The sequence below is a fragment of the Veillonella sp. S13053-19 genome (genome assembly GCF_002959835.1).
GTDB lineage: Bacteria > Bacillota > Negativicutes > Veillonellales > Veillonellaceae > Veillonella > Veillonella rogosae.
The window spans coordinates 224,058-247,264 of the sequence record NZ_PPDA01000008.1 but is presented as its reverse complement, the minus strand read 5'-3'; the positions used below and the strand labels follow the sequence as shown (position 1 = coordinate 247,264).

Sequence of the window (23,207 nt, the reverse complement as noted above, 5' to 3'; positions counted from 1 at the left end):
TAAAAACTCCATTACTTACAAGATTGTAATACGTCATTACGACCAAGAATGGTCAAAGGATAAATAGAAAGATGTTGCTTAATAAGATGATTAATAGTGTTATCAAATCCCAATAATACAGCTTTATCTAAGTCTTGTTCTGCTAATCTACGCAATTCATCTACACCAGGGAAATCTCTATTAGGCTCAATATAATCGGCTAAAAATATAACCTTATCTAGCTTAGACATATGAACCTTACCAGTAGTATGAACACGAATCGCTTCTAAAACTTCTAAATCAGTTATAGAAAACTCTTTTTCAGCCCGAATCATACCTGCTAAGCCATGCAACAAATTACCATTAGCTAACAATTCATCATCAGCTTCGTATTTACTAGCCTCTACCAAAGCCTGCATATCCTTGAGTGGCATTTCCTTTGCACAGTCATGTAGTAATGCTGCTAAACGCGCTTTCTCTACATCGACGTTATACAGTTTAGCTAATTGAGTGGCTGATTCAACAACACCTAGAGTATGCTTAAAGCGTTTTTTACCCATCCATTGGCTTACTCTATGTTCTATTTCATCAAAAGATAACATCCTTTATTCCTTCCCATAAATATGGTTTTTTTCTATATAATCTACTACACATTTAGGCAACATATAGCGAACGGTTTTGCCAGAACGTAAACGATCCCGTAAATAAGTAGCAGATAATTTCATTTCAGGCACTTCCATAACATGAATCTTTTCATGTGCCTTTGGCCCTAGTTCATCTAATGTAGCATCAATAACACTCGTTCCATCTGGTCTAGTAGCACCAATAAAATGAACTTCATCTAATAATTCTTCTATAAATTTCCAAGTCGGCAATGCCCGAATTGTATCCGTGCCAGCAATAAAATAAAATTCTACATTTGGACCATATATAATTTTGAAATGTTGAATTGTATCTACAGTGTACGATGGACCTTCTCTTCGCATCTCTATATCGGAAATTTCAAAATTTGGATTATCTGCTACAGCAGCAGCTGCCATAGCATAGCGATGACGACTATCTATCACATCATGCTGTTTATGCGGTGGAATACGGGCAGGTACAAATATAACCTTTTCTAGATTAAAGCTTTCACAAGCAACCTCTGCAATCATTAGATGACCTAGATGAATGGGGTTAAAAGTTCCACCAAGGATACCTATACGACGTTTCTCTACCATAATGCGGTCACTCCCTTAATGACAATGACACAAATAATGATGAATAAGAGCAATGCCTTTCCATAGGATATCCATTCATATCGTCCTTTTGGTGTTTGAATATATCTGTAGTATGCCCTTATAAAGTAATATATATTCTTCACGTCCGCACTTGGCCTTCTCCAAATACGAAGTATTTATAAGATGTTAAAGCTTGTAAGCCCATAGGACCACGAGCGTGAAGTTTTTGTGTACTAATACCAATTTCTGCGCCAAAGCCAAACTCAAAGCCATCTGTAAAGCGTGTAGACGCATTATGATATACAGTAGAACAATCCACTAAATTCATAAAGACTCTAGCACGCATAGGCTCATCAGTAATAATAGCCTCAGAGTGATGTGTAGTATAGTAGTTTACGTGCTCAATAGCTTCCTCAAGATTTTGAACAATACGCACATTTAAATCCATATCATTGTATTCTGTGTTAAAAGACGTCTCTGTTAAAGGAATTGTATTTCTCATATATTGAGCTACTGCTTCATCACCGTGAATGCGAACACCATATTCTTGTAATGCTGTATCAAGGCGAGGTAAAAATTCATCAGCCACTGCTTGGTGAACTAACAAAGTTTCCATAGCGTTGCATACCGATGGACGTTGCACTTTAGCATTAATAGCAATGTCTAATGCCATATCGAGATTAGCATATTCATCTACGAACGTATGACATACACCACTACCCGTTTCAATAACAGGAATACTACTGTCCTCTACGACACGGCGAATGAGTCCAGCCCCGCCACGAGGAATAATAACATCTATGTATTCGCGTTGTTGCAATAGTACGCCAACCATATCTCGATCAAGAACCTCAACCAATTGGATAGCATCACCATTAATGCCTAAAGATTCTAAAGTATTACGCATGATAGACACGATGATTTGATTCGTATGGAATGCTTCTTTACCACCCCGTAAAATCGTAGCATTTGCAGTTTTTAAACAAAGTACACCAGCATCAATAGTCACATTGGGGCGCGCTTCAAAAATAATACCAATCACACCAAAAGGTACTGCTCTTTTTTCTATAATCAAGCCATTAGGACGTGTAATCGTTTCCATAACAGATCCCACAGGGCTTTCAAGAGCCGCGACTTGACGAACCCCTTCAGCCATTTGAGCAATTCGATTAGGGGTCAACGTTAATCGATCAATCATAGTTTGAGGTACATTATAGTCCCCAGATTTATCTAAATCTTGCTTATTGGCGGCCATGATTTCATCAGTTTGTGCTTCCACAGCATCAGCGATTGCTAATAATGCAGCATCTAACGTACCTTGATCAAGTTGAGCTAATTCAAAAGCAGCTGCTTTAGCTCTCAGGCCCATATCTTTACAAATTTCTTCGTACTGGTTCATATTATATCCTCAGTGTAATAAAACTAGATTATTACGATGTATAGCTTCATCATACGTCGTATTAATACCTAAAAGCTGAGCTATATCGTTAGTATTATGACCTTTAATAGCTTTCATATCATCAACACTATAGTTGATAAGACCACGTCCAATTTCTTTCCCATTATGATAAATAGAAATTGTATCACCAGGTCCAAATGTACCTTCCACATCAACAATACCAGCAGGTAATATACTAGCCCCTTTATCTAAAACAGCACGAGCACAACCATCATCAATAGTAATGGAGCCCTTCAACCGCTTACCAAAGGCTAGCCAATGATGTTTCCCTGATAGACCAGCATCATGTGCTTCAAAGAGAGTACCGATTTGTTCACCCTTACATACGCGACGAACAGAGTCCTCTACTTCACCAGAGGTAATAACCATAGGTACACCAGAGTTTGTCGCCATGTGAGCCGCTTTAATTTTAGTATACATACCACCAGTGCCCATGTTAGAACCAGCACCACCTGCAATAGCATACGTTTCATCTGTAATTTCAGAAACTGTTTCTATTAAGGTAGCATCTAGATGGGTTGCTGGATTAGCCGTATATAAACCTTCAATATCAGACAAAATGATAAGTAAATCAGCATCTACAATACCTGCCACAGTAGCAGATAAAGTATCATTATCACCTATTTTAAACTCTTCAATAGCAACCACGTCATTCTCGTTGATTATGGGAATAACATTAAGTTGCAACAAAGTATGTAATGTATTACGTAAGTTAAGATAACTATGACGTCCAGTGCTATCCTCTTTTGTTAAGAGAATTTGCCCTACAGTACGTCCATATTCACGAAACATGCGCTCGTACATATGGATAAGAATGCCTTGGCCGACCGCTGCTGCTGCTTGCTTAAGTACAAGATCTCTAGGCTTCTCTTTAAAACCTAATGGAGCAAGTCCAGCTCCTGTAGCACCAGAAGAAACAAGGATTACCTCTTTACCTTGGTTAGCCAAATCTGATAATTGTCGTACTAATCTTTCAATACGCTCTAAATTTAAATGACCATTAGCGTAACAAAGCGTACTGCTACCAACTTTGACTACAATTCGTTTAGCGTTTACGATAGCGCTGCGCATAGACTAACCTCCTAAGGTTAACAGTTTCTTAACTACAACATATTAATAGAAATGATTTCAAAACTATTTAGGTAAAATAATTTTTGGTTCTTTTTTAGCTTTATACAAAACGCCATTAAAGCCAATAACTTGCACTAGCTCAGCACCTAGCATATCCGCTAGTTCTTCGAAAATAGTTTTATCTTCAGGGCTGTTATTGTGTAATTTCACTTTAATTAACTCACGAGCCATCAACGCTGCACGAGCGCTATCAATAACACTATCTTCTAAGCCATTTTTACCAATTTGTACAACTGGTGGCATAGTAGCAGCTAAAGAACGTAAATACCGTTTTTGTTTTCCTGTCATTATATCTCCTACTCTTGGAATGTAAAGCGTTGATCCCCAATTACAACTTCATCACCGTCTTTACAACCTTTTTCTTTCAACTTAGCATCGAGCTCCATAAAACGCCAAATACGTTGGAATCTACGAAGAGATTGATCGTCGCTAAGATTTGTCATAGCAACTAATCGTTCAATACGTTTACCAGTAATGTAGAAGGCAGCATCATCACCACGAGTGATAACAAACTCTACATCTTGTTTCGCTTCATAAACCACTGTATCATCAGTCGCTTCAGGCTCTGGTTCGTAATTTTCTACATAGTAGTAAGCTCGTTCCATAAGCTCTGGTAAACCTTCACCGCTCAATGCATTGAGAAGAAATACTTCATAGCCCTTATCTTCAAAGTATTTTTTATTATCTGGAATTGTCGTGTCATCAAAGACCATATCGATCTTATTAAGAGCAACGATTTGCTTTTTATTAGCTAATTTTTCAGAATATTTACGTAACTCTTCGTTGATAGCATCAAAGTCAACCTTAGGGTCACGGCCTTCCATACCAGATACATCAAGAACATGAATTAAAATATTCGTACGTTCTACATGACGCAAGAAGTTATGACCTAAGCCAACACCTTCACTTGCCCCTTCAATAAGACCAGGAATATCGGCTAATACAAAGCTGCGGTCACCGGAAATAGTTACAACACCTAGAACTGGTGTCAAGGTAGTAAAGTGGTACGCTGCTACCTCGGGTTGAGCTTTAGATACTTTACGCAAAATACTAGATTTACCAACAGATGGATATCCTAATAAACCCACGTCAGCTAATACTTTTAGCTCTAATTGTAACCAGAATTCTTCACCTGGTTCACCTTTTTCTGCAAATGTTGGCGCACGATTAGCGCTCGTTTGGAAACGAGCATTACCGCGACCGCCACGGCCGCCTTTAGCAATAACAAATGTATCGCCATCATTAACGAGGTCGCAGAAAACTTTGCCCGTTTCTTCCTCTTTAATGACTGTCCCCAACGGAACAGGAATGATAAGTGGTTCAGAACCACGGCCATGTTTGTTGGAACTTTCACCATTACCACCAGCAGGTGCCTTGAATTGACGTTTATATCTAAAGTCTACAAGAGTATTAATATTCTTGTCCGCTTTAAAAATAACGTCCGCCCCTTTACCACCATCGCCGCCACTCGGACCGCCATTTGGCACGTATTTCTCACGACGGAAGCTAGACATGCCGTCCCCACCGTCACCAGCCTTAACAAAGACGCGCGCTCTATCTATAAACATAATTTAACTCCTATGCATTATTGTTGTAATATCTCTAATGCTTTTTTAATTTGAATATCATCTAATTTACTAGATGGATTTACACCTTTTGGTAACTCTATTTCCACATCTGGTTTAATCCCAGTTCCGTCAATAATACGGTCACTTGGTGTGTGGTATTTAGCAATGGTAACTTTAATGCCCTCATTATCTAAACTTGGGTATATAGTTTGAACTGTACCTTTGCCATATGTATTAGTACCTACAATAGTACCTAATTTACGATCTTGAACGGCCCCTGCTATGATTTCAGATGCACTAGCAGAGCCTTTATTTACTAAAACGACTAAAGGAATAGCTACTTCAGGACCATCAGACTTATAAACATCCTTTTTACCAGCCCGATTTTGTACTGTTACTAATGTACCTGGAGGCATGATGTAGTTGGATATTTTTTCAGTTGTTGAAAGTAAGCCACCTGGATTATCTCGCAAATCTAATACAAGTGCCTTCATACCTTGAGCTTGAAGCTCCTTAAACTGAGTAGCAAAATCATCTGCCGTATTCTCAGCAAATTGACTAATGCGAATATAACCAACTGTACTAGTTAGCATTTTACTTTTAACAGTAGGAAGAACAATGGATTCTCGAGTGATATCGAAATGCAACTTTTCACCATTCCGTTCAATATCAAGGGCTACAACAGTACCTGCTTCACCACGAATTTTAGAGGACGCTTCCTCAACTGTGATGTCACTAGTAGATTGTCCATCAATAGCAATGATATGATCTCCAGGCTTGATTCCTGCTTTAAAAGCTGGTTGATCTTCCATAACACTAACAGCATGTAAACCTTTATCATCAGTGCCAAGAACCATGCCTACACCTGCATAAGTTGCAGATGTTTGCATTTTCATGGACTTATATTCTTCTGCATCTAAGTAAACACTATGCGGTTCTCCCAAAGAGTCAATTAAACCTTTAAGCATACCATCATAAAGAGTGGATTTAGCCGTCGGTGTCATAAAGACTTGACTCGCAGCATAGTAGGCTACAAATAATCTTGGCAATCCCCAGAATGAACCGGAAAGATACCAAAATGTAAGCCACATAATGACGATGCCAGAGCCTATATATTTCAATAGACTCCATAACACCGTACGTGTGTCAAATTTCATATTATAAATATCCCATAGGATCCACTGGATCCCCACTTATACGAACTTCAAAATGTACGTGTGGTCCTGTACTGTTACCAGTACTACCAGCATAGGCTACAACTTGGCCTTTACCAACATCTTGACCTTCAGAAACAGCTAGCTCAGAGTTATGCGCATATAATGTAGACATACCGTTACCATGATCGATAACTACGGCATAACCATAACCACCCATCCAGCCAGACCAAACAACAGTACCTCCATCAGCAGCATGAACAGGTGTACCTTCATCAACACCAATATCGATGCCTGAATGGTAAATTGTAGTGCCCCAAATTGGATGTGTACGATAGCCATATGGTGAAGTAATTTCACCACTAACAGGCCAGCCAAGTTGACCAGACCCTTGTACCCAAGAATAACTTGGTGCAGCTTGTTGAGCCGCCGCTGCCGCTGCTGCTTCTGCAGCTGCACGTGCTGCCGCACGTTCAGCTTGGCGAGCTTTTAAGAGAGCTGTAATTTGAGCAGATGATGCGTTTAGTTCTTCTACAGCTTGCATTGCTACAGCACGATCATTTTGTGCTTTTTGTAGAACTACTTCACGCTCTTGTTTCTTCTGTTCAATTTCAGCTTGTTTAGCCACTGCCGCTTTTTCAAGCTCTACTAATTTAGCACGAGATTGTTCAAGGGCTTGCTTACGAGCAGCTATTTCAGCTCGCTCTTTTTTAATTTCATCAATTAACTTAATATCTGAATCAATGATACGCTTTAAGATTTCTAAACGATTTGCAAAGTCTTTAAAGTCTTTAGAACCAATAACTACATCTAAATAACTTAAACGACCATTGATATAAATATCACGTACACGTTTATAGAAAACAGCTTCACGTCCTTCTAAACGCTTTTGTGCTTCAGCAAGTAACTTTTCATTAACAGTAATATCATTTTCTACTGCTATACGTTGCTGTTGAATTACTTCTAATTGTTGTTGAGCTTGACGCAATTGTTCTTCAATTTGACGCAATTGCTCAGACACGCTAACAATGACGGTTTCAGCATCTGCTTTAATAGCATTTTGCTGATTTACTTGTTGTTGAATCGAATCGAGTTGATTCGTTAAATCTTCGTCTTCTGCAACGATGTATAGAGGTGTTCCCAGTACGACTATACCCGTTAAAATGGTTGCTACAAGACGGGATTTTATTGTTTTATATTTCATAAACATTACACCTTCATGTATTGTTTTAAAGAAATAGTACTACCAATAGCACCTACTACTATGCCACCACCTAAAATATAGATAGCCACATCATAGAAGAATGGGAACATTGGTACTAATGGGAAGAATGCTAAAGATTCAGATACTTCCATAGTAATAAAGTGATAGAATTCACCAACGCAAAGAACGGCAATGATAGCACCAATTAAGCCTAACAACATGCCTTCAATCAAGAACGGCCAACGGATAAAGCCATTAGTAGCACCTACATATTTCATGATTGCAATTTCTTTACGTCGTGCAAATACAGTCAACCGAATCGTATTAGAAATAATAAATAATGTAGCAGCTGCTAAAAAGGCAATCAATACAATACCACCAATACGAATAACTTGAGTAATGCGGAAGAGCTCTTCTACAATATCTTGACCATAATGCGTACTTTCTACACCTTGGAAGGTCGTAGCTAGCTTTGCAGTTGCCTTTACATCACTAGGATTATCAAAAGTTAATACATAAGAATTAGGTAATGGGTTTACACCACCTAAAGCATTAACTAATTGTTGTTGATCACCAAGACGCTCTTTAAACTCTTTCATAGCTTGTTCTTTATTAACAAACTCAAGCTTTTTAAGATTAGGTATAGCCTTAATTTGCTTACCTACAGACATAATTTGTTCTGTTGTTAAGCCGTCTTTTAAGTAAATGCTCAACTGTACTTGGTTTTCCAAGCTAGATGCCATATTATTCAAATTGATAACACCACAAAGGAATACACCAAGCATAAATAAGGATAAAGCTACTGTAGAAATGGACGCCAAGGTCATAAGCCCATTACGCTTCATAGATTTTAGAGCTTCTTTAAAATAGTATTTTATCGTTCTAGGCTTCATTAATTTCTGCACCTCTCATATTGTCACTTTGAACGCGGCCGTCTTTTAAACGAATAACGCGTTTATTTAAATACGAAACAAGATCCATATTATGGGTAACCATAATAACGGTAGTGCCAAAATTGTTGATATGCTTGAACAAATCTACAATATCCTTACTTGTATCAGGATCTAGGTTGCCTGTAGGCTCATCAGCAATGAGTACGGATGGGCGATTAACAATAGCACGAGCAATAGCCACACGCTGCTGTTCACCACCAGATAGATCCTCTGGTAAATCATTAGCCTTATCACTTAAACCAACAAGCTCTAATACATGACTCACCTTTTCTTTAATGATTTTTGGTTTTTCTTCAATTACTTCGAGAGCAAAGGCTATATTTTCAGCTACCGTTTTATTTGGTAATAGACGGAAGTCTTGGAATACTACTCCTAGCTTTCTACGTAATTTCGGAATTTTGCTACGCTTCATGCGCGTAACATCAAAGTCATCGACGATAACTGTACCAGTGTCTGGCACAACTTCATGTGTCAACAACTTAAATAGAGTTGATTTCCCTGCACCACTGTGACCACAAACGAGGATAAATTCACCATCGTTAATGGTTAAACACACATCGTCTAATGCAACAGAACCATTATCATAGACTTTACTAACATTCTTAAATTCAATCATGGGGGCCCCTTAAATTATTTACGAGTGATTACACGTTTTACTGCTTCTACAATGTCTTTTGCTGTTAAGCCATATTTAGCCATTAATTCTTTTGGTGTACCACTCTCCCCAAATGTATCTCGGACACCAACGAATTCCATAGGAACTGGCTTATTAGCCACAACAACTTCAGACACAGCAGAACCAAGACCACCAATGATATTATGTTCTTCTGCGGTAACGATAGCGCCTGTTTCAGCAGCTGCTTTTATAATTGCATCTGCATCGATAGGCTTAATAGATGCCATATTGATAACACGAGCAGATACATTAGACTCACCTAACAATTTTGCTGCTTCTACAGCAGGTCCAACCAACGCACCACAAGCGATGATTGTAACATCAGAGCCCTCTACTAATGTGGTAGATTTGCCTGGTACAAATGTATAACCTTCTGCAGTAACATCATCTACACCTGCACGACCAAGACGTACATATACAGGGCCTTCATAAGATGCAGCCCAGTCAATAACAGCCTCTGTTTCGCGCTCATCTGCAGGAACTACGACTGTCATATTAGGCAATGTACGCATACAGGAAATATCTTCCAAACTTTGATGTGTAGCACCATCTTCACCTACTGTAATACCCGCATGTGTAGCACATACTTTTACATTTAATTTTGGATAACATACAGCATTGCGAATTTGTTCAAAAGCACGACCTGTAGCAAACATAGAGAAGGAAGAAACAAATGGAATCTTACCTGCTGCTGCAAGACCGGCACCAACAGAAATTAAATTTTGCTCTGCAATACCTACGTTAAAGAAGCGCTCTGGGCATGCACCTTTAAAAGTATCTGTTTTAGTAGATTTAGATAAATCTGCATCTAAAACAATAATATTTGTATTTTCTTTACCAATGCGAGCTAGCGCATTACCATATGCTTCACGTGTTGCTTTACCCATTATTGTACCCCCATAATCTCATTAACAAAGGCTACACCTTGTTCTTCGCTTGGTGCTTTACCATGCCAACCAGCTTGACCTTCCATTTCTTCAACGCCTTTACCTTTTACAGTATGCATTACAATACATGTTGGGCCTTCTGTGAAAGCTTTTGCAGATTCAATAGCATTATGAAGTTCATCAAGATCGTGACCATTTACTTCAATAACATTCCAATTGAAAGCTTTAAACTTTTCTGGAATTGGCAATGGAGAAAGCACTTTTGTAATATCTCCATCAATTTGAAGACCGTTGAAATCGACAAAAGCAGTTAAATTATTGAGTTTGTAATGGCCAGCAAACATTGCTGCTTCCCAAACTTGACCTTCTTCAAGCTCGCCATCACCAAGAATGGAATATACACGATAGTCAGCATTATCAATTTTACCAGCCAAGGCCATACCGCAAGCCGCAGAGATACCTTGACCCAAAGAACCAGTAGACATATCTACACCTGGTGTATGTTTCATATCAGGATGACCTTGTAACATATGGTCAATTTTACGCAAGTTCAAAAGTTCTTCTTTAGGGAAATAACCTTTTTCTGCCAATGTAGCATATAATGCAGGTGCTGCATGACCTTTAGAAAGAACGAAACGATCTCTATTAGGATCCTTTGGATTTGCTGGATCTACATTCATTTCTACATAGTACAATAAGGCCATCACATCGGCGATAGATAGTGAACCACCTGGGTGACCGGATTTCGCAGCCGTCACAGACTGTACAATACTAACGCGAATAGCTTTTGCCTTCTCTTGAACTAATTGTTTAACATCTTGTGTTAATGTAGCCATAGAGACCTCTCTTTCTGGATAGGATCCAATATATTAATAATTCTTAAGTAATGAAATAGCAATTTCTGCATTGCGTTGAGAATCTACGCGCAATGTTTCAATGCGGTCATAAGAGGATTGATATTCTTCGCGAGAACTCAATAGTTTATGACACCGTTGATATAAAGCTTCTTCACGTAAATGAGTCATTGTGCCAATAGGTTCTTGCCCAATCATGTGTAAGAAACTTGTGATTTTAGGATCGTAAGAAATGCCAATAACAGGTTTCCCCATTAAGGAACTAAAGACTAAGGCATGTAGTCTTATACCAATCATTAAGTCTACATTACCGGATAGAGATACTTGTTCCTCCGTAGAGAATGGTCCCTCCAATACAATAGCGCCCTTCGGCATATAACTAGCAATAATCTTAGCTTCTTTTGTATCCTCAGGATGAGACATAGGAATAAAGATAATTTCCACATTATCTTGTTCTTGTAAGCGACTCAATACATTGGCTAAGGCCTCACGGTATTCGGTATCCTCTTTCCAACTACGAACAGCAACACCTATCTTCTTAGGTTGTTCAATTGATTCTGAAAGTTTAGAAGTATACCCCTCAAGAATATGAGCCCCAATAGATAAATCAGCTGGTTGCATTGCCAGTACAGCATCTGCAGTAACCTCTACATCCTCAATGCCTAAAGACTCTAATTCCTCTTTAGAAATAGAGTCTCGCACTGTAATTGTATCTACAAAGCGCAATACAAAACCTACAGCTCGGCGAGTAGATGGTCGATTCAAAGGTCCAATCCCTTGGGAATAAAGCATAACCTTTTTCCCCATCATTTTAGCTAACGACATAATACTTAAATAATAGTAAGTATTTCGAATACTAGTAGCATCTTGTAATAGGCTGCCACCACCACTGATGACAAGATCAGAATTAGCAATAGCCTTTAAAATACCGAATGCAGAAAATGTACCAACTGCATTGATATTGTGTTTTTTACTAGTCTCTTTAGGATTACCAGAAATTACAGTAATATGAGCGTCGGCCTCTTCTTTACGAATAGCATCGATAATGGCGCAAAGCATAGCCTCATCACCAGCATTACCAAAGCCATAATAACCAGAGATCACGATATTACTCATGGTCTACCTCCCTAGCTTGGAACCATTGTGTTGCATACATCATAAAACGTACTGCAATGATAAGAAGCAAGCCTAAAAGAGCTCCAATCAATAATCCATCATAACCACGCATGATAGACATGAATACAGGCGTTCTGAGATGGCAGAACGTTTCTACCATAGAAGCAATACCAATAACACCAGCTAGAGTTAATAAGAAATGAATCACTGAAGGCCATTTGCGTAAGAATGCAAAGGTAGCAAGCATTAATGCAGGATGACCGATAATAAATTCTTTTTCGCGAGGTCTTGCATACATTGTATTCTCAAGGAAACGACGAAGCATAAGTTCAGAAGTAGGCACTGGAACACCTGCAGTATGCCCACTACGACCAACAAATACCCATGCTACTGCACCAAGAGCAGCTACTACGAAGAACACATAGAATTTAACATCCATTGTAAGGAATTCTACTACGAACTTCTTCGCTTCTTCTTTAGAGTTAATCATGCGCCCCTTCCACAATGGGAATCGTTGTAAATAGGCAATCATAACGAGAATAACTGGTAATACAAATGTTAATTTAACACCTCTAAAGATAGCAAATTCCATAAAGAATTTCGTATTACCAAGTAAGGATGCAATATACATGCCTCCAATTGCAGCAAATAAAGCTGCAATTACGAGATAGAATAAAGCAAGCACTGTAGACTTAGTAGCGCCTAAAGGACGTGCACTGTCATAACGACGCCACTCTTCCATCAGGCGGATCATAGCCCCCACTGGAGCCATAACAGCACTAGATAAAGCCCAAATTTGAGTGATTAAAGTACCACTTGTAACGATAAATACAACGATAGACACTAAGGAAATACCAAAAAATGCAACCAATTGTGTATGTTTAGGCATTGGAATTAGCATTTGAACAACATAGACAAAGAGTGCAATAGCACCAGTCATGGTAAGAACTACTAACAATGGATTTGGCGTATACGGTGGATAAATATCTGCAGGACCAAATTCATAGCCTTTAGCAGCAAGTTTTTCCGTAGCCATACCAATATAGTTTATGGTTGTTTGTAATACAGTTTCATTGTTTACGCCTGTTTCATACATAGGGAACAAGTTGAAACGAATATTACGTTCAATATCACTAATATAAAAACGTTGAGCTGCTTCTTCAGGTGTAATTTTCTTTAATTCATCTTTAGCGATTGTATAGACACGCCCTACACTATATTCATCCTTAGCAGCCATTTCTAAGAAACCTTGTTGAGGCTCATATTGTAGTTGGTTAACTGCTTCGATACCTACTAATGGAATATGATTTTTGTGAAGTAACTCTAATGTTTCATCAGTTAAGTTTGGCGCACCAAGAGCTTCTTTACCTGCAAAAATCATACCTGTTACATGTGGAATACCTTCAAGACGTTTGAATACATATTGAAGATCTTCAGATGTAACATTTCTGTAGTTTGTAGGTCGAACAATAACATTAAAGCCACGATCAGCTACTTCTTGAGCTTGTAATTTAGAAATACCAAGATTCATCTTTGCATAGCTATCTGCTGTAGCCCCATACAACTCTAGAACAGGGCCGATACTTGTATTAAGTTCTTTAACCTTATCCTTGCCAATGCGATGATATAAATCTTCACGAATTTCTTTGTAATAACCTTCTTTACCAGAGATAAGCCCTACGTATGTGGCACCATGTTTAATAGATGCGCCATTAACGCGAACAGAATCCATCTCTTCAGACGTTAAGACTTTAACTTGTCCTGCATCTTTAGCTTTTTCTAATGTACGGTCATAAATAGCAAATGCTGTTACACCTGCATTGCGAAGTGCATCAAACGCTTCTTGTTGGCTACGCTTTTCAAAGGCATTTGCTCGTAAAACAGCGTCATAATCAACGATGTTTTCAATATGATTTTGAGATTTTTCAATTTGATGGCGTTCAAATACCAAGTATAAAGAAGATAAAAGCCCTACAATAATACAAAGTATGAGAATCCATGAGTACTTACTTTTATGTGTGTTCCGATGATTCACAGCAAATCCTTTCTAGTTGAGTATAGGTTTAACTTTAATGCGAATTTGGCCATTATCAGTAGTTAAAGTATCTGCTTTTACAGGAATAGGGAAATTATTGAAATCGTAAATCTCTGTATCTTCTAACACATTAGATGTCAAACCAGGAATTGTAGCACCATTAATGGTGAATTTTTTAGGTGAAAATAATAGTTTATTATTATTCAACTCTAAGTTACCATCCAATTTAACGGCACCTTTAAATACCATTCCCACATTCATTTGACCTGTTAAACTAATATTGTCTTTATCAATAGTTACATTAACATCTTTAATTTCACTGCCCGCTTGAGTACTCAAGAATGCAGCTAAATCAGAATTTGTAACAGTACCATCGATACTAGCATTACCTACACTAACAACATCAATTTCTTGACTCGCTAACAGAGAAATTGGATTAACAAGAATCTGTTTTGCATCATATTGGAAAGTTGCAAAATTAAGTTTACCAAGTTTAACATTATCTAAAGAGCCATACACATGGTCAGCTTCACCATACAATAGTTTGAATCCAGGTTGAGACTCAACATTAACACTTTGTGCTGATGGTTTTAAGGAATCATTTAATTGCTTTTCAATACGGGAACTAATATAAGAAGGTAATAAGAATTGTGTTGCTGCAGCCAGTGCAATAATCAACACTAATAGGAATAGCAAAAATTTTTTCATAATTATCTCCTAAATTGTTAAGTTCGCTTCTTTCTTCAAGAAACCTTCAATAAATTGATCAAGATTACCATCCATGACAGCTTGAACATTACCTGTTTCAACATTAGTACGATGATCTTTAACAAGATTGTAAGGATGGAATACATAAGAACGAATTTGACTGCCCCACTCTATGGCCTGGTATGTACCACCAATTTGTTCTTTAATTTCAGCTTGTTTTTCAAGCTCTAATTCAAATAACTTAGCACGTAATAAGCGCAATGCTTGTTCTCTATTTTGCATTTGAGATCGTTGTGTTTGACATTGTACAACAATACCTGTCGGTTTATGTGTCATACGTACGGCAGAGTCAGTTTTATTGATGTGCTGACCACCGGCACCACTGGCACGATAAGTATCCACCTGTACATCCTTCATATCGATATTGATTTCAACAGTATCATCAATTTCTGGCATTACATCGACAGCAGCAAAAGAAGTATGTCGACGTGCAGCAGCGTCAAATGGAGAAATACGAACTAAACGATGAACACCTTTTTCAGATTTTAAATAACCAAAAGCATTTTCGCCCTTAATAAGGAACGTAGAAGATTTAGTACCAGCCTCATCACCTGGTTGTTCATCCATGAGTTCAATAGAAAAACCAGATTTTTCAGCCCAACGCAAGTACATACGAATTAACATGGAGCACCAATCTTGTGCTTCCGTACCACCTGCACCAGCATGGAAGGTCAAAATTGCATTATTAGCATCATATTCACCGCTTAATAACAAGAGAACCTCTTGTTTTTCTACAGTTTCTTCTATGGCTTTAACATATTCTTTAATTTCACTCTCCATAGAACTATCATCTTCTTCGATAGCCATTTCAAGCATTACGTTGGCATCTTCAATATCACTAACAAGTTGCTTATAGCTTTCCACAGCATTTTTAAGTTGTGTAGCCTCTTGAGAAATCTCACGAGCCTTATCTGGATTATCCCAAAATGTAGGATCACTCATCTGTACATCGAGTGTAAAAATTCGATCTTCTTTCTGAGCGATGTTAAAGTGAATCCCTCATTCCATAAATACGTTCTTCCAGATTAGAAATTATTGGTTTTAAATCTTCTAACAATTTATGCTCACCACCTTTAACTTATTAGCCTATTATATTGATAAACTATTACCTTAATAAAATAGAAAAATGGCCGTTGCCCACTGGAAGTCCCATTGAGCAACGTGCCATTCACAAATCTTAGTCTTCGTTTTGTGGCTCCAACACATCTTCATGATGGGATTGTGCACCTTCTAAGTGATCAACTGGTTCTTCTAGTTCTTGAATCAATTGTGCACGAATTTTGTATAACGCCATGATTGTTTCATCTTGGATTGCTGCAATCATGTTTTGGAACATCTCAAAGGCTTCAAATTTATATTCCACCAATGGATTTTTTTGACCATATGCACGAAGGCCAATACCTTCACGCAACATGTCCATATTATCCAAATGTTCCATCCATTTGTTATCGACAACGCGCAACATAATAGCCTTCTCAAGTTGACTAAACATAGCCTCACCAAGCATATTAACACGGTCTTGGTACTCTTCATGAGCAATTTCCAATAAGCGTTCTAATAATTCCTGACGAGTATATTCCTCCATATCTTGAGGAGTCATAATCTCTTCGGTTAAGAAATATTGACTCAAGTGCTTGTAGAGACCTTCGTAATCCCATTCTTCTGGATAAAGCTTTTCATCAGCATAAGCATCTACAGAATCAGTAACAAGCTTATCAATCATTTCATTAATCGTTTCACGCAAAGATTCGTTGCGCAAAATACGACGACGTTGTTCATATAACACTTCACGTTGTTGATTCATAACATCATCATATTCGAGGACATATTTACGAATATTGTAGTTATGATCTTCAACTTTCTTTTGAGCTCGTTCAATAGATTTTGTAATCAAAGAATGCTCAATAGGTTCATCCTCTTCCATACCAAGTTTATCCATGATGCCTGTAATATTATCAGCACCAAAGATACGCATTAAATCGTCTTCTAAGGATAAGAAGAATTGAGAAGAACCAGGGTCACCTTGACGCCCAGAACGACCGCGTAACTGATTATCAATACGACGACTTTCATGGCGTTCCGTACCCAAAATAGCTAAACCACCTAATTCAGGCACACCTTCACCAAGGGTAATGTCTGTACCACGACCAGCCATGTTTGTAGCAATAGTTACCATGCCCATTTGACCAGCATTAGCAACGATTTCAGCTTCTTTTTCATGGTGTTTAGCATTCAATACACTATGAGGAACTCCAGCACGTAACAACATGTCTGAAAGTTCTTCAGATTGTGTAATAGATGTAGTACCGATTAAAAGCGGCTGACCTACTTTATGACGTTCTACAGCATTACGAACTACAGCACGATATTTAGCAGCTTTAGTTTTGAAAATTTGATCCGGTAAATCTATACGAATCAATGGTTTATTTGGAGGAATTGGAATTACTTCTAAACCATAGATGTCGATAAACTCTTTTTCCTCTGTTTTAGCTGTACCAGTCATACCAGCTAATTTTTCATACATACGGAAGTAGTTCTGGAATGTAACAGATGCCAAAGTTTGGCTTTCACGTTCAACTTTCAAGCCTTCCTTAGCCTCAATAGCTTGATGTAAGCCATCAGAATAACGACGACCAAACATTAAACGACCTGTAAATTCATCGACGATAACAACTTCACCGTCTTTAACCACGTAATCAGTATCGCGGTGCATCATTGCATAGGCACGTAAAGAAGCACCAAGCAAATGATTCAACTCGATATTTTCGGCATCATATAAGTTTTCAACGCCAAGCATTTTCTCTACCTTTTCGATACCAGAATCTGTAGGCGCAATAGTTTTTTGTTTCTCATCGATGATATAGTCTTCATCTCTTACAAGGTGAGGAACAATTTTAGCAAGTTTATAATAATTATCTGTGGAACGTTGACCTGGACCAGAAATGATTAACGGAGTTCTTGCTTCATCGATCAAGATGGAGTCAACTTCATCGACAATAGCATAATTTAATGGACGTTGTACCATTTGAAGTACATCAGATACCATATTATCGCGCAAATAGTCAAAACCAAATTCGTTATTTGTACCATACGTAATATCACATGCATATGCTTCTCTACGTTGGTTAAAATCTAGATTAGCTACAATAAGACCTGTGGAAAGGCCTAAGAAATTATATAAACGACCCATTTGCTCGCTGTCACGAGTAGCCAAATAATCATTTACTGTAACTACGTGCACGCCTTTACCTGTCAACGCATTAAGATATACTGGCAATGTAGCAACTAATGTTTTACCTTCACCAGTACGCATTTCAGCGATATTACCATTATGCAGGCAAATACCACCCATTAACTGTACGTCAAAATGACGCATACCCAATACGCGTTTAGATGCTTCACGAACGACAGCAAATGCTTCTGGCAATAGGTCGTCTAACGTTTCCCCTTTTTGCAAACGACGTTTAAACTCATCGGTTTTAGCCACTAAATTAGCATCACTTAATTTAACATAATTTGGTTCGATTTCATTAATATGATCAGCAATAGCACGCATTTTTTTGATTTCTTTAGCGTTGTTATTGCCTAATAGCCTTTGTAAAAAGCCTAACAAACAAATCACTCCTCTACAGGACATCTTACATTATTTTATCTAATTTATTATAACGAAAATGCCTTGAATAGTCAAAGAATTCAAGGCATTTCACGATTATTTATAGTATTTTTTTTACAAAAAAGATGGATGACTCAAAACGGTCATCCACCTTAGTATAATAATCGGCTGATTAAAAGTAGAAAGGAGTTAGGATTAAGTTCAGCCGACATTATAGGTTATTGAAGTTCTGGCTCAATTAAACCATAGAAACCATCATGTCTACGATATACAACGTTCATTGCTTCAGTTTCAGCATTGAAGAACATAAAGAAGTCGTGACCAATAAGGTTCATTTGCAAGATTGCTTCTTCTACATCCATTGGGCGCACTGCAAAGTGTTTGCGTTTTACAACTTCGATAGTTTCTTCTTCCACAGGAGCTGCCAATACTTCTGGATGGAAAGCTTCTTGTTTTTTGAAACGTTTAGCTAAACGAGTTTTATGTTTATGAATTTGGCGAACGATTTTATCTACTACTAAATCAATAGCAGCATACATATCATCGTTAGTTTCTACACCGCGAAGAACAATTTTATCAACGAAGCATGTAAGCTCAATTGTGGACTTATCTTTAACAACGGATAGAACCGCTTGTGCATCTAACTCATCATCGAAGTAACGAGTTAATTTGCTCAATCTTTTCTCGATGTATGCTCTTAAAGCATCTGTCACTTCAATGTTTTTTCCTCTGATTGCTACTTTCATAAGTCAACACCCTTTCTAAAAATCATCCACGAGATACGAGTGTGTGGTATCATGTAACCTTATCTCTCGTGTTATATTTAGTATTTCTACATCTACCTATAAAACTCCTCTTTTTTTCTATAAAAATTTTATATTTTTTTGTAGAAATATGTATATTTTTTACCACAAAAAATCAAAAACCCCGACATAATACTATGTCGAGGTTTTATTATATGTTGTTTTTATGAATAATTTTGTATGTGATTACGCTTTAACAACGTTAGCAGCTTGAGGTCCACGGTTACCATCAACGATATCGAATTCAACATTTTGACCTTCTGTCAAAGATTTGAAGCCTTCGTCTTGGATCGCAGAGTAGTGTACGAATACATCGCTACCGTCTTCACGTTCAATAAAACCATAACCTTTTTCTGCGCTGAACCATTTTACTTTACCTAACATGGTAATTTCCTCCTAAAAATATATTTATTGTCTTACTGTCTTGCTCTATATCTGTATCATAACACAGCATGTATAAAATATCAAACAATAATATCAACATTTTTAATGAATATACAAATATTAATACTTGAGAATACGTCTTTCCTAACCATCGAAAAACCCTTTATTTATCAGTATTATAAATAATTACGAACAACCTATAAATTTATTACATAATTTTATAATCATAAAAATATATGAATTAAAAATTATCACTTCACAAAAAGGCTGTATAAATTATTGTTATATCACAAATATTTATAGCCATAATCGCATTTTTTAGATTAATATTTGTGCGAAAACCTTATACATATTCTTAATAGTCAATTCATTTCACACCGTGCTATAAAATATATTAATAGATATATAGCAATACATATATTATGAAATTTAATATGAACAAAAAAAGTTCACTTTAAAAATATAAAAAAATAGGAAGCAAGCTCTATTTCTAGAGTTTACTTCCTATAATTTTATAAATTAATCTAATAGAATTTTATCCAAGAAAGATTTTGTTCTTTCATTTGTTGGTGAGTCAAATACACGTTCTGGTGTATCATCTTCTAAGATCAAACCACCATCAACAAATAATACTCTATCCGCTACTTTTTTGGCAAAGCCCATTTCATGAGTAACAATAACCATCGTCATGCCATCTTCTGCAAGAGACTTCATTACATCCAGAACTTCACTTACCATTTCAGGATCAAGAGCAGATGTTGGTTCATCAAATAGCATTACTTTAGGTTTCATAGCCAAAGCACGAGCAATAGCAACACGCTGCTTTTGACCTCCAGATAAAGAATCAGGATATGCATTAGCTTTATCACCTAAGCCAACTCGATCAAGTAAAGCTTGACCAATTTTTTTAGCCTCATCAGTAGATGTTTTACGAACCTTAGTTTGTGCCAAGGTTAAGTTGTCCATCACGGTCATATGTGGAAATAAATTAAAGTTTTGGAAAACCATACCCACTTCAGCACGTACTTCATTTAATTTTTTCTTATCAGATAGATCCATGCCATCAACGATAACTTTACCAGATGTAGGTTCTTCTAAATAATTCATAGTACGTAGTACAGTACTTTTACCAGAACCAGATGGCCCTATAATTACCACCACTTGACCTTGTTTAATATGTAGGTTGATACCTTTTAGTACTTCATTTTTACCAAAGGATTTATGTACATTTTCTAATTTAATCATTTAATGCTATATTTCCTTTCAAGATATCCAACTAATTGTGAGATTGTCACCGTCATAATAAGATAAATAACGGCAACCGTACCCCAGATTTCAAAGGATGCATAGGTTTTAGCAATAATTAATTGACCACGACGTGTCAACTCTTCGAAGCCGATAACAGAAACCAAAGAGGAATCTTTCAACATGGCAATAAATTCATTACCCAATGGTGGAATAATTGCCTTGAAAGCTTGAGGCATAATGATATAACGCATTGTTTGACCCCAAGTTAAACCAAGAGATCTACCAGCCTCCATTTGACCTTTATCAATAGACTGAATACCAGCACGGAAAATTTCAGACACATATGCACCAGAGTTAATACTACATGCCGTAACAGCTGCAATAAACGGATCGATACGTTGACCTGTAATCATTGGTAAAGCAAAATAAATCAAGAAAATTTGTACCAAAAGTGGTGTACCACGAATGATATCTACATAACATTTGGCTAGTAATCTAACTAAACTAAATTTAGACAAATTAGCTAAAGATACTAACAAACCGATAAAGAAACCACAGCCTACAGACATAGCTGTAATTTCTACGGTCACAAGTGCACCTTGTAATAAGAGCGGCAAATTATCCGCAATTAACCCCCAATTAAAACTCATAATCTCTCCTATTATTTAAATTCTAAAACTACTGGCATATCAGCAGGTGCATCTACATTAAACCATTTTTTATATAATGTATTAAATTCACCGTCTGCCTTCATATCGGCAATTGCTTTATTAATTTGTTCTTGCAACGCTTTATTATCTTTATTCATTGCTAAGCCCAAATATTCTTTTGTATTTGGATATGCCATAAATTTGATGTGTTGGTCAGGATGCTTAGTGCTGTAATATTGTGCAACAGGTAAATCAATTACAGTTGCATCAACACCACCATTTTGTAATTCTAACAAAGCTTCATTACTATGGTCAAATTCTTTTACTGCAGAACCTTCAATTTTATGTGCAAGATCTGCTCCAGTAGTCCCCAATTGAGCGGCAATTTTTTTACCTTTCAAATCATCTAGAGAGTTCACAGTTGTACCATCTTTATAAACTACTGCTAATGCATTTTCATAATAAGGAGAAGAGAATAATACCTTTTCACTTCTAGCTTTTGTAATAGTCATACCAGATGCAGCAACATCGATATCACGAGTATTCAAAGCTGGAATCAAAGCATCAAAAGCTATATTTTTAAGCTCTACATCTTTATTAATACGTTTACCAATAGCGCGGATTAATTCAATGTCAAAACCTGTATAGTCTTGAGATTTTTCATCCTTAAATTCAAACGGAACAAATGTTGCATTAGTACCTACAACAAGTTTATTGGATGTTGTTTGACTAGAAGAACCACAACCACCAACTAAAGAACCTGCCATAACTAACATACAACTGCCAACAATTAATTTTTTTAACTTGCTATTTAACATATTATCAACCTCATCATTCTAACTTACTACTACTTTATAACAGTATATATAGTTAGTATAATTATGTCAATAATTTTGTATAAAAAATTCCGAAATATCGCAAAATTCCTATATCTATATTTTTACTTTATACATGTGATGTATAAATATTACAACTATGTATGGAAACTTTCCCATAGGTAGTGGATTTCTATAGATTCTTGAATATACAAATGTATAAAAAGAAAAAGCACATGAGAAAAGCCTCATGTGCCCGTATACGGCTGACCTGGTCTTTGCCCCCACACTCGCCTGCTGGAGGGTTCGCTCATAAGTCTGAGACTCCCCACTACTACCTCTCTCGGTTTAACCGGCAGGACTTACACCTAAGCCGCACCATGCTCACAGTCTCTTAGACTGCTTATGTGGATCGTTTTGCCTGCGACTGGCATCGACTTTCAACCACAGACCCGTATAGACGTATTATAAAGAATAAGAGTATTCATGTCTAGGTTAAAGATAATTATATAGGTAGTATATAATATATAAACCTACAATAGTATAATAGCAACTCTAGTAATGAAAATAGATGGTATAAATCAAAAGCCAAACATAATAACGATGAGTTCTCAGACCAATGAGAATATTTTTTGCAACCCCTATTTCTTGATGTATAGAAAATTGGAATAGAAAACCTAAAAAATTCTT

General features: G+C 37.1%; 22 protein-coding genes. All 22 read right to left on the bottom strand.

Annotated features, from left to right (window positions below):
* Positions 1-11 precede the first annotated feature (11 nt).
* The 22 genes from yqeK to VEHSUH06_RS04480 all read right to left on the bottom strand — a co-directional run bounded on the left by yqeK (position 12) and on the right by VEHSUH06_RS04480 (position 22,520).
* Positions 12-581, bottom strand: coding sequence for a bis(5'-nucleosyl)-tetraphosphatase (symmetrical) YqeK (yqeK, locus tag VEHSUH06_RS04585; RefSeq protein WP_054747190.1), 570 nt, complete (start codon positions 579-581; stop codon positions 12-14).
* Positions 582-584: 3 nt separating this feature from the next.
* Positions 585-1,199, bottom strand: coding sequence for a nicotinate-nucleotide adenylyltransferase (gene nadD, locus VEHSUH06_RS04580; protein WP_054747191.1), 615 nt, complete (start codon positions 1,197-1,199; stop codon positions 585-587).
* A gap of 139 nt (positions 1,200-1,338) precedes the next feature.
* Positions 1,339-2,598 (bottom strand): glutamate-5-semialdehyde dehydrogenase, encoded by a 1,260-nt coding sequence (locus VEHSUH06_RS04575; protein ID WP_105097934.1) that lies wholly within the window; start codon positions 2,596-2,598, stop codon positions 1,339-1,341.
* Between the two features lie 9 nt (positions 2,599-2,607).
* Positions 2,608-3,729, bottom strand: a complete 1,122-nt coding sequence (proB, locus tag VEHSUH06_RS04570; protein ID WP_105097933.1) for a glutamate 5-kinase — start codon at positions 3,727-3,729, stop codon at positions 2,608-2,610.
* A 63-nt stretch (positions 3,730-3,792) separates the two neighbouring features.
* On the bottom strand, positions 3,793-4,077 hold the full coding sequence (gene yhbY / locus VEHSUH06_RS04565; RefSeq protein ID WP_054747195.1) for a ribosome assembly RNA-binding protein YhbY: 285 nt from the start codon (positions 4,075-4,077) through the stop codon (positions 3,793-3,795).
* 8 nt (positions 4,078-4,085) lie between these two features.
* The gene (gene obgE / locus VEHSUH06_RS04560) at positions 4,086-5,357 is read right to left on the bottom strand and encodes a GTPase ObgE (RefSeq protein WP_105097932.1); all 1,272 of its coding nucleotides are present in this window, start codon (positions 5,355-5,357) and stop codon (positions 4,086-4,088) included.
* A 17-nt stretch (positions 5,358-5,374) separates the two neighbouring features.
* Complete coding sequence (locus VEHSUH06_RS04555; protein WP_043005991.1) at positions 5,375-6,514, bottom strand: S41 family peptidase; 1,140 nt, start codon at positions 6,512-6,514, stop codon at positions 5,375-5,377.
* A 1-nt stretch (position 6,515) separates the two neighbouring features.
* Positions 6,516-7,721: a murein hydrolase activator EnvC gene (locus VEHSUH06_RS04550; protein WP_370397694.1), complete on the bottom strand. Its 1,206-nt coding sequence runs from the start codon at positions 7,719-7,721 to the stop codon at positions 6,516-6,518.
* Positions 7,721-8,608, bottom strand: a complete 888-nt coding sequence (ftsX, locus tag VEHSUH06_RS04545) for a permease-like cell division protein FtsX (protein WP_009351799.1) — start codon at positions 8,606-8,608, stop codon at positions 7,721-7,723. Before ftsX ends, VEHSUH06_RS04550 begins: the two co-directional genes overlap by 1 nt.
* Positions 8,598-9,284 carry a cell division ATP-binding protein FtsE gene (gene ftsE, locus VEHSUH06_RS04540; RefSeq protein ID WP_009351813.1) on the bottom strand — a complete coding sequence of 229 codons (687 nt, stop codon included), beginning with the start codon at positions 9,282-9,284 and terminating at the stop codon, positions 8,598-8,600. Before ftsE ends, ftsX begins: the two co-directional genes overlap by 11 nt.
* Before the next feature lie 14 nt (positions 9,285-9,298).
* On the bottom strand, positions 9,299-10,231 hold the full coding sequence (locus VEHSUH06_RS04535) for a transketolase family protein (RefSeq protein ID WP_105097931.1): 933 nt from the start codon (positions 10,229-10,231) through the stop codon (positions 9,299-9,301).
* Positions 10,231-11,067 carry a transketolase gene (locus tag VEHSUH06_RS04530; RefSeq protein WP_009351809.1) on the bottom strand — a complete coding sequence of 279 codons (837 nt, stop codon included), beginning with the start codon at positions 11,065-11,067 and terminating at the stop codon, positions 10,231-10,233. Before VEHSUH06_RS04530 ends, VEHSUH06_RS04535 begins: the two co-directional genes overlap by 1 nt.
* A 33-nt stretch (positions 11,068-11,100) precedes the next feature.
* Positions 11,101-12,201, bottom strand: coding sequence for a polysaccharide pyruvyl transferase CsaB (gene csaB, locus VEHSUH06_RS04525; protein ID WP_105097930.1), 1,101 nt, complete (start codon positions 12,199-12,201; stop codon positions 11,101-11,103).
* On the bottom strand, positions 12,194-14,236 hold the full coding sequence (locus VEHSUH06_RS04520; protein ID WP_105097929.1) for a DUF5693 family protein: 2,043 nt from the start codon (positions 14,234-14,236) through the stop codon (positions 12,194-12,196). Before VEHSUH06_RS04520 ends, csaB begins: the two co-directional genes overlap by 8 nt.
* A gap of 12 nt (positions 14,237-14,248) precedes the next feature.
* Positions 14,249-14,944: a DUF2993 domain-containing protein gene (locus tag VEHSUH06_RS04515; protein ID WP_009351794.1), complete on the bottom strand. Its 696-nt coding sequence runs from the start codon at positions 14,942-14,944 to the stop codon at positions 14,249-14,251.
* Positions 14,945-14,953: 9 nt separating this feature from the next.
* A protein-coding gene (gene prfB / locus VEHSUH06_RS04510) for a peptide chain release factor 2 (protein ID WP_233187879.1) occupies positions 14,954-16,061 on the bottom strand; the annotation gives its coding sequence in 2 pieces (ribosomal slippage) (positions 14,954-16,003 and positions 16,005-16,061; 1,107 coding nt in all).
* Positions 16,062-16,181: 120 nt separating this feature from the next.
* A complete protein-coding gene (gene secA, locus VEHSUH06_RS04505; RefSeq protein WP_009351801.1) occupies positions 16,182-18,617 on the bottom strand; it encodes a preprotein translocase subunit SecA in 2,436 nt (811 codons plus the stop codon).
* A 218-nt stretch (positions 18,618-18,835) separates the two neighbouring features.
* Positions 18,836-19,363 (bottom strand): ribosome hibernation-promoting factor, HPF/YfiA family, encoded by a 528-nt coding sequence (gene hpf / locus VEHSUH06_RS04500; RefSeq protein ID WP_105097928.1) that lies wholly within the window; start codon positions 19,361-19,363, stop codon positions 18,836-18,838.
* Between the two features lie 243 nt (positions 19,364-19,606).
* Positions 19,607-19,804, bottom strand: coding sequence for a cold shock domain-containing protein (locus VEHSUH06_RS04495; RefSeq protein ID WP_005386847.1), 198 nt, complete (start codon positions 19,802-19,804; stop codon positions 19,607-19,609).
* A gap of 519 nt (positions 19,805-20,323) precedes the next feature.
* A complete protein-coding gene (locus VEHSUH06_RS04490; protein WP_009351795.1) occupies positions 20,324-21,049 on the bottom strand; it encodes an amino acid ABC transporter ATP-binding protein in 726 nt (241 codons plus the stop codon).
* On the bottom strand, positions 21,046-21,702 hold the full coding sequence (locus VEHSUH06_RS04485) for an amino acid ABC transporter permease (RefSeq protein WP_009351786.1): 657 nt from the start codon (positions 21,700-21,702) through the stop codon (positions 21,046-21,048). Before VEHSUH06_RS04485 ends, VEHSUH06_RS04490 begins: the two co-directional genes overlap by 4 nt.
* A gap of 11 nt (positions 21,703-21,713) precedes the next feature.
* Positions 21,714-22,520 carry a basic amino acid ABC transporter substrate-binding protein gene (locus VEHSUH06_RS04480; RefSeq protein WP_105097927.1) on the bottom strand — a complete coding sequence of 269 codons (807 nt, stop codon included), beginning with the start codon at positions 22,518-22,520 and terminating at the stop codon, positions 21,714-21,716.
* Positions 22,521-23,207 lie beyond the last annotated feature (687 nt).

Excerpts from the sequence above, each read along its gene's own strand:
- yqeK (WP_054747190.1), bottom strand. The coding sequence starts at position 581 with ATGTTATCTTTTGATGAAATAGAACATAGAGTAAGCCAATGGATGGGT.
- nadD (WP_054747191.1), bottom strand. The coding sequence starts at position 1,199 with ATGGTAGAGAAACGTCGTATAGGTATCCTTGGTGGAACTTTTAACCCC.
- VEHSUH06_RS04575 (WP_105097934.1), bottom strand. The coding sequence starts at position 2,598 with ATGAACCAGTACGAAGAAATTTGTAAAGATATGGGCCTGAGAGCTAAA.
- proB (WP_105097933.1), bottom strand. The coding sequence starts at position 3,729 with ATGCGCAGCGCTATCGTAAACGCTAAACGAATTGTAGTCAAAGTTGGT.
- yhbY (WP_054747195.1), bottom strand. The coding sequence starts at position 4,077 with ATGACAGGAAAACAAAAACGGTATTTACGTTCTTTAGCTGCTACTATG.
- obgE (WP_105097932.1), bottom strand. The coding sequence starts at position 5,357 with ATGTTTATAGATAGAGCGCGCGTCTTTGTTAAGGCTGGTGACGGTGGG.
- VEHSUH06_RS04555 (WP_043005991.1), bottom strand. The coding sequence starts at position 6,514 with ATGAAATTTGACACACGTACGGTGTTATGGAGTCTATTGAAATATATA.
- VEHSUH06_RS04550 (WP_370397694.1), bottom strand. The coding sequence starts at position 7,721 with ATGTTTATGAAATATAAAACAATAAAATCCCGTCTTGTAGCAACCATT.
- ftsX (WP_009351799.1), bottom strand. The coding sequence starts at position 8,608 with ATGAAGCCTAGAACGATAAAATACTATTTTAAAGAAGCTCTAAAATCT.
- ftsE (WP_009351813.1), bottom strand. The coding sequence starts at position 9,284 with ATGATTGAATTTAAGAATGTTAGTAAAGTCTATGATAATGGTTCTGTT.
- VEHSUH06_RS04535 (WP_105097931.1), bottom strand. The coding sequence starts at position 10,231 with ATGGGTAAAGCAACACGTGAAGCATATGGTAATGCGCTAGCTCGCATT.
- VEHSUH06_RS04530 (WP_009351809.1), bottom strand. The coding sequence starts at position 11,067 with ATGGCTACATTAACACAAGATGTTAAACAATTAGTTCAAGAGAAGGCA.
- csaB (WP_105097930.1), bottom strand. The coding sequence starts at position 12,201 with ATGAGTAATATCGTGATCTCTGGTTATTATGGCTTTGGTAATGCTGGT.
- VEHSUH06_RS04515 (WP_009351794.1), bottom strand. The coding sequence starts at position 14,944 with ATGAAAAAATTTTTGCTATTCCTATTAGTGTTGATTATTGCACTGGCT.
- hpf (WP_105097928.1), bottom strand. The coding sequence starts at position 19,363 with ATGAAAGTAGCAATCAGAGGAAAAAACATTGAAGTGACAGATGCTTTA.
- VEHSUH06_RS04495 (WP_005386847.1), bottom strand. The coding sequence starts at position 19,804 with ATGTTAGGTAAAGTAAAATGGTTCAGCGCAGAAAAAGGTTATGGTTTT.
- VEHSUH06_RS04490 (WP_009351795.1), bottom strand. The coding sequence starts at position 21,049 with ATGATTAAATTAGAAAATGTACATAAATCCTTTGGTAAAAATGAAGTA.
- VEHSUH06_RS04485 (WP_009351786.1), bottom strand. The coding sequence starts at position 21,702 with ATGAGTTTTAATTGGGGGTTAATTGCGGATAATTTGCCGCTCTTATTA.
- VEHSUH06_RS04480 (WP_105097927.1), bottom strand. The coding sequence starts at position 22,520 with ATGTTAAATAGCAAGTTAAAAAAATTAATTGTTGGCAGTTGTATGTTA.